A 255-nucleotide genomic window follows, 5' to 3' on the forward strand; every position below is an offset into this window, starting at 1 on the left:
CGCACCGGCCTGAAGGGAGGGGACATGGAACCGGACCTGGAAGTTGTCCAGATACGGCGCGGCGAGTCATTCAAGGCGTGGTCGCACGGCTACCCATTCCACACCGTCCGCTGGCATTTCCATCCCGAGTACGAGCTCCATCAGGTCGTGGCCACCAGCGGACGCTATTTCGTCGGTGACTTCATCGGCGACTTCGAACCAGGTAATCTCGTGCTCACCGGCCCCAATTTGCCGCACAATTGGGTGAGCGATCTG

Annotated in this window: 1 protein-coding gene; it reads left to right on the forward strand. The window is 60.8% G+C overall.

The window, feature by feature from the left end:
- Positions 1–24: 24 nt before the first annotated feature.
- The coding region (locus AC0L3U_RS39760; RefSeq protein ID WP_473365176.1) for an AraC family ligand binding domain-containing protein at positions 25–255 on the forward strand (231 nt) is incomplete at its 3' end.

It is taken from the genome of Bradyrhizobium sp. Kon69, assembly GCF_055807515.1.